General features: G+C 74.0%; 5 protein-coding genes. 2 read left to right on the top strand and 3 right to left on the bottom strand.

All coding sequences use genetic code 11. From position 1 onward, the window contains the following. Together M8I34_RS39470 and M8I34_RS39465 are read right to left on the bottom strand one after the other, a co-directional pair. Positions 1 to 1,201: aminotransferase class I/II-fold pyridoxal phosphate-dependent enzyme (locus M8I34_RS39470; protein WP_250057916.1), on the bottom strand; the 1,201-nt coding region annotated here is incomplete at its 3' end. A gap of 127 nt (positions 1,202 to 1,328) precedes the next feature. Continuing rightward, positions 1,329 to 1,778 carry a GNAT family N-acetyltransferase gene (locus tag M8I34_RS39465; protein WP_250057915.1) on the bottom strand — a complete coding sequence of 150 codons (450 nt, stop codon included), beginning with the start codon at positions 1,776 to 1,778 and terminating at the stop codon, positions 1,329 to 1,331. Between the two features lie 370 nt (positions 1,779 to 2,148). On the opposite strand from M8I34_RS39465, the gene M8I34_RS39460 reads away from it, so the two are divergent. After that, positions 2,149 to 3,633: a bifunctional phosphatase PAP2/diacylglycerol kinase family protein gene (locus tag M8I34_RS39460; protein WP_250057914.1), complete on the top strand. Its 1,485-nt coding sequence runs from the start codon at positions 2,149 to 2,151 to the stop codon at positions 3,631 to 3,633. Positions 3,634 to 3,789: 156 nt separating this feature from the next. After that, positions 3,790 to 4,605 carry a class I SAM-dependent methyltransferase gene (locus M8I34_RS39455; protein WP_250057913.1) on the top strand — a complete coding sequence of 272 codons (816 nt, stop codon included), beginning with the start codon at positions 3,790 to 3,792 and terminating at the stop codon, positions 4,603 to 4,605. 142 nt (positions 4,606 to 4,747) lie between these two features. On the opposite strand, the gene M8I34_RS39450 is transcribed toward M8I34_RS39455, so the two are convergent. Then, on the bottom strand, positions 4,748 to 5,902 hold the full coding sequence (locus M8I34_RS39450) for a N(5)-(carboxyethyl)ornithine synthase (protein ID WP_250057912.1): 1,155 nt from the start codon (positions 5,900 to 5,902) through the stop codon (positions 4,748 to 4,750). Between the last annotated feature and the right edge of the window lie 98 nt (positions 5,903 to 6,000).

The following is a 6,000-nucleotide window of genomic DNA, read 5'->3' as shown; positions in this document are numbered from 1 at the left end:
ACGTCGTGAGCCCGGCCAGCGCGCGCGACAGCGCGGTCAACGCCTCGGTGATGTGCGGGAGTTCCAGCGGATCCGGCGCGGCCAGGACGCGCTGTCGCAGCTCGCGGTCGGCGCCGAGCAGCGCCTCGGCGCCGAGGCGTACCCGCAGGGCGCCCGGCGCGTCGCCGAAGCGGTGTCCGCCGCGTGCCCTCCAGGGCGCCAACTTCCGCTCCAGCGCACGGGATTCCACGATCCCGTGGGCCGCCAGCGGCCGGCGCAGCGGCTCGAAGTCGGCGTAGAGATGGCTGCCGGAGTGCGGTGGGCGGCAGACGGCGCCGACCTCGGTGACGGTGTGGTGGAGCGCCGCGGCGAGCGTGCCGTACACCCGGGCGGCGGTGGCCGTCCTGGCGCGCACCTCGTCGGGTTCGCCGAGCGCATGGGTGACGGCGCAGCCGACCGGCCCGGGAAGCGGCGTGGAGACCGCGGTGAGCGCGTCGAGCGCGGCGGTCCGCAGGAGGGCTCCCCGGTCGGTGGCGGGGAAGCGGGCCAGGGCGGCCGGCCAGGAGGCGGGCACCAGCGTGGCCCGCAGGTCGGTGAGCACCACGACCTCCCCGGGCAGCATCTCGGCGGGGCTGAGCACCACGGTGTCATGCGGATCGTGCAGCAGATCGCGGCGCGTCTCGTCGCTGATGATCCACAGCCCTTCCTGCGCCGCCGCCTCACAGACCTCGTGCAGCTGTTCGGGCGCGGGGCAGGTGCCGGTCGGATCGTCGGCGACGGACAGGACGAGAACGCGCGGACCGTCGCCGTGCATCCGGGCCCGGCGGACGGTCTCCAGCAGTGCGAACGGGTCGGGCACCCCGCCCGATTCCGCCGGTACGGGCGCGAGATGCACCGGGCGCCCGAGCAGCCGGGCGGGCGGTGCGTACCACTCGGAGCAGGGCCGCGGCAGCAGCACCGCCCCGTCGGCCGCGGCGTACAGCGCGAGGAGCAGGGCCGGCGCCCCGGGGGCGGCGAGGACCCGGTCGGGGGTGGTGGCCAGGCCGCGGCGTTCCCAGTAGCCGCAGGCGGCGGTGCGCAGCTCTACGGAGCCGCCGGGCGGCTCGGCTTCGGTGCGGTCGGCGGCCGCGGCGAGGTGCGCGGCGAGTTCCGGGAGGACCGGAAGGCCCACCGGCGGATCCGGCTCCGGCTCCCGCTGCGGATCCGGGGCGGTCCGCTGCATCCGTACCTCCACTCCGCGACGGCGGGTCGATCGTGGGCCCGTCACATGAGGGGCGGCCTCGTCCACCTTGGCAGATGGCGGGGGTGGCGACGGGGGGCGACACGTCAGCGGGGAGGGGGACGGGCGTTCAATGCGCCGGGCGGGCCGTGGGGGCCTCGTAGCGGTGCACCGTCACCACCTCGCCGGCGCCCCACTCCTGCCGCTCGGTGGCGCGCCGGGTCCAGCCCAGCTGCTCGTAGAGGGCGATGGCCGCGGTGTCGGTGTCCTTCACCTCCAGTACGGGACGCAGTCCGCGGGCCGCCGCCTCCGCCTCGACGGCGCGCAGCAGACGTCCGCCGAGGCCCGCGCCGCGTGCGGTGGGTGCGACGCACAGCCGGCCGGCCTCGTGTCCGCACAGCGCCACATGGCCGACGACCGAGCCGTCCGCCTCGGCGACCCACGCGGCGGTCAGCCCGTCGGGGGTCAGCCATCCCGCCGGATCGTCCGGCCAGTGGTGCGGATAGCCGCTGTGGGTGTGCACCTCGGCCAGGACCGCCACACAGGCGTCGAGGTCGGTGTCGCGCCGTCTCCTGATCATCCCGGAAGCGAAGCACGGACGGCCGGGACGCGGACGGGCGGGGCACGGACGGGCGGGGCCGGCAGGCGGCCGGGGCGCGGAGGGGCGGGGCACGGACGGGCGGGGCCGGCAGACGGCCGGGGCACGGAGGGGCGGGGAACTGACGGCCGGGACGCGGAGGGCCGGGACACTGACGGCGGGGACACGGAGGGCCGGGACACTGACGGCGGGGACACGGAGGGCCGGCGCACGGCAGCCGGACCTGAAGGCCCACGGAGGGCCGGGGCACGGCAGCCGGACCTGAGCGCCCACGGAGACCGGTGAGACACCCCCGAGGCCCGTCGCGGCGCCTTCCTGCCTGTTCCAGGCTGTGTGGGGTACAAGGTGGCGCATGCGATCGCTATTGACCCATCTCGACCGGCGGACCTTCCACCTCATTGCCGCGCGCGAATGGCCGGGCGCGCAGCGGGTGCTGCCCCGGCTGACCCGTAGCGCCAACCACGGGCTGCTGTGGTTCGGTCTCGCGGCCGGCGCGGCGGCGCTGGGCGGCCGGCCGATGCGCCGGGCCGCGCTGCGCGGGGTGGCTTCGCTGGCCGTGGCGTCGGCGACGGTGAACACGCTCGGCAAGCGCTCGGTGCGGCGCGAGCGGCCGCTGCTGGACACGGTCCCGGTCATACGGCAGCTGCACCGTCAGCCCATCACCTCCTCCTTCCCGTCCGGGCACGCCGCCTCGGCGGTGGCCTTCGCGACCGGTGTGGCCTTCGAGAACAAGTGGTGGGGTCTGGCGCTGGCGCCGGTGGCCGCTTCGGTGGCGTTCTCCCGCGTCTATACGGGGGTGCACTATCCGGGTGATGTGCTGGCGGGTGCCGCGCTGGGGGCGGGCGCGGCGTTCGCGGTCCGGGGTTTCGCGCCGACCCGCGCCCAGCTGGCGCCGCCCGCCAGACCGCGCGCCGACGCGCCCGCACTGCCGGGCGGCCGGGGCCTGGTCGTCGTGGCGAACCAGGGCTCGGGGCAGCGCACGGGCGGCCCCCGCCCGGACCGGGCCGAGGAGGTGCACGGGGTGCTGCCGCAGGCCGAGGTGGTGGTGTGCGGCGGGCAGGACGGCGAGCCGCTGGACAAGGTCCTCGAAGATGCCGCCGAGCGGGCCAGAACGCTGGGCGGCGCCCTGGGGGTGCTCGGCGGCGACGGCACCGTCAATGCCGCGGCGGAGGTCGCGCTGCGGCACGGGCTGCCGCTCGCGGTACTGCCCGGCGGCACCCTGAACCACTTCGCGTACGACCTGGGGATCGAGACCTACGCGGAGGCGGCACGCGCCGTGGAGACCGGTGAGGCCGTGGCGGTGGACGTGGCGCGCTTCCGGGCCGAGCCGCATCCGGAGGCGCGGCACTTCCTCAACACCTTCTCGATCGGCGCGTATCCGGAGCTGGTGCGGATCCGCGAGCGCTGGGCGGGGAAGATCGGCGCCTGGCCGGCCGGGGTGCTGGCGGCGTGGGAGGTGCTGCGCACCGCCGCGCCGCTGACCTTGAAGATCAATGGCGAGCGGCGCGCCGTATGGCTGCTGTTCGTCGGCAACTGCCAGTACCGGGGGCTGGGGTTCGCGCCGGTGCGCCGGCACGACCTGGCCGACGGGGTGCTCGATGTGCGGGTGGTGCACGGCGGCAGGCTGGCCCGCACCCGGCTGCTCGCCGCGGCCCTGACGGGCACCCCGCGCAGCTCTCCGGTGCTCGGCGAGGCACGCCTGTCCCGGCTGCACATCAGCGGGCTCCCGGAGGGTACGACGCTGGCGTTCGACGGTGAAGTGACGCCCGCCCCGGCCGAGTTGACGCTGGACAAGCACAAGGAGGCGCTGACGGTCTACCGCCTGCTGCCCGAATAATGAGACCCCACTCTCAGGATGCGAGATTCCGACGTACGGTGTGATCACCACACCGAAGGGCGGCCGGGCCTGGTTCCGCACGGCCGCCCGAGTGGTGACCCGGGCGCCGCCGCGCGCGTCCCGGTCACCGCTCCGGATCATGCGAAGGAGTCGACCATGCCGCAGGAATCCGCCGTCTACACCCACGGCCACCATGAGTCCGTACTGCGCTCCCACACCTGGCGCACCGCCGCCAACTCGGCCGGCTATCTCCTGGATTCCCTGCGGCCGCACATGCAGATCCTGGACGTCGGCTGCGGCCCCGGCACCATCACCGCCGACCTGGCCGCACTGGTACCGGACGGGCAGGTCACCGGCCTGGAGCACGCACCGGACGTGCTCCACCAGGCGCGCGCCACGGCCGCTGAACGGGGCCTGACGAACGTCCACTTCGCGGTCGGCGATGTCCACGCCCTGGACTACCCCGATGACACCTTCTGTGTGGTGCACGCCCACCAGGTGCTCCAGCACGTGGGCGACCCCGTCCAGGCGCTGCGCGAGATGCGCCGGGTCACCAAGCCCGGCGGGATCGTCGCCGTCCGCGATTCGGACTACTCGGCCATGACCTGGTACCCGGAGGTCGACGGGATGGCCGACTGGCTGCGGCTGTATCTGCGGGTGGCCCGCGCCAACGGAGGTGAGCCGGACGCCGGACGCCGGCTGCACGCCTGGGCCCGGCAGGCCGGTTTCGCCCCGGACGCGATCACCGCCACCGCTGGCACCTGGTGCTACCGCACCCCGCAGGAGCGCTCCTGGTGGAGCGAGCTGTGGGCGGACCGCACGGTCAGCTCCTCCTACGCCCGGATCGCGGTGGACGGCGGGCATGCCACGGCGGCGGAGCTGGACCGGATCGCGCAGGCCTGGCGCGCATGGGGCGCCGACGAGGACGGCTGGTTCGGCATCCTGCACGGCGAGATCCTCTGCCGCGTGTGACGTCCGGGGCTCCTGCCGCCCGACGTCCGCGGGACATCCGGCCGGCCGACGGCACCGAAGGGATGGTCCGCCGGCTGCTCGCAGGGAGAGCGCCCGGTCTTCGGCGCACCCGGTGCGGGTACGCCGAAGACCGGGCGGCGGCTCAGAGCATCACGTGCGGGTACTGCTCGGCGCGCTGCTGGAAGGCCAGGACCGCGGGGTTCTGCACGGTGCCGCCGCGGATCTCGATCGCCCGGCGGATCGTGCCGTCACCGTCCCAGCCGGCCGGCCCTTCGAGGACCGGCCGCAGGAACGGGATCAGCGCCTCGCTGTTCTCCCAGGTGGCCGCGTCCCACAGGTAGGAGGGGCTGTGGTCCACGCCGTAGTAGTGGACGTGGTCGCCGACGGTGAACATCGGGGCGTCGAAGGTGGTCGGCCGGGCCCAGGCGAAGCCCATGCCCTCGTCGCAGGAGACATCGATGACCAGGGTGCCGGGCTCGAGCTTCGGCAGGTCCTCCTTTATCAGGAACATCAGCGGCGCCGCGGTGTCCTGGAGCACGCAGTTGACGATGATGTCGTGCCGGGCGAGGAACTCGGCCAGCGGCTCCGGGCCGTCCTCGGTGAGCACCACGCTGCGCCGCGGGTCGAGGGTGCCGTCGGCCTCGTCGTGGTCGAAGTGCACGATCCGCGCCGAGTGGATCGGTGAGCTGACGGCGGTGACGCCGCGGGCGGTCAGCACGTCCACGTCGTGCACGCCCAGCGCGCTGAGCGCGGTGACCGCTCCGCGGGCGGTGGCGCCGAACCCGATCACCACCGCTCGCCGCCGGCGCCCGTAGTCGCCGGTCGCCCCGGTCAGCTGCATGGCGTGCAGCACCGACGAGTAGCCGGCCAGCTCGTTGTTCTTGTGGAAGACGTGCAGGTTGAACGAACCCTCGGGGGTCCAGTGGTTCATCGCCTCGAAGGCGATCACGGTGAGCCTGCGGTCGATGGCGGCCTGCGTGACCTTCTCGTCCTGCACGCAGTGCGGCCACCCCCACAGCACCTGGCCGTCCCGCAGTTCGGCCAGATCCTCGTGCAGCGGTTTGGCCAGCAGGATGACGTCACACTCCGCGATCAGCTCCTCGCGTGAGCGGAAACCGGCGACCAACGGTGCGAGTTGACGGTCCGGGACACCGAAGTGCTCTCCGTAACCGGTCTGTAGGTAAATGCTGGGCAGGAGATCGGCGTCGATACGTCCGAAGTGCGCCGGGTGGATCGGCAGACGGTGCTCGTTCTCTTTACGGGTCTGCGACATGATTCCGAGCTTGAGCTGCTGCAAAGTACCCCTTTGATTACTCCCTGTTTAGCACACCCCGCAGTACGGGGCCCCGGGCCGACAGCGCTCCTCCGGGCCGGGCGCCCTGACTGAGCGCACCC

This window comes from Streptomyces sp. MCA2 (genome assembly GCF_023544705.1).
Classification (GTDB): domain Bacteria; phylum Actinomycetota; class Actinomycetes; order Streptomycetales; family Streptomycetaceae; genus Streptomyces; species Streptomyces decoyicus.
This window is presented reverse-complemented; position numbering and strand designations above follow the sequence as displayed.

Excerpts from the sequence above, each read along its gene's own strand:
- M8I34_RS39465 (WP_250057915.1), bottom strand. The coding sequence starts at position 1,778 with ATGATCAGGAGACGGCGCGACACCGACCTCGACGCCTGTGTGGCGGTC.
- M8I34_RS39460 (WP_250057914.1), top strand. The coding sequence starts at position 2,149 with ATGCGATCGCTATTGACCCATCTCGACCGGCGGACCTTCCACCTCATT.
- M8I34_RS39455 (WP_250057913.1), top strand. The coding sequence starts at position 3,790 with ATGCCGCAGGAATCCGCCGTCTACACCCACGGCCACCATGAGTCCGTA.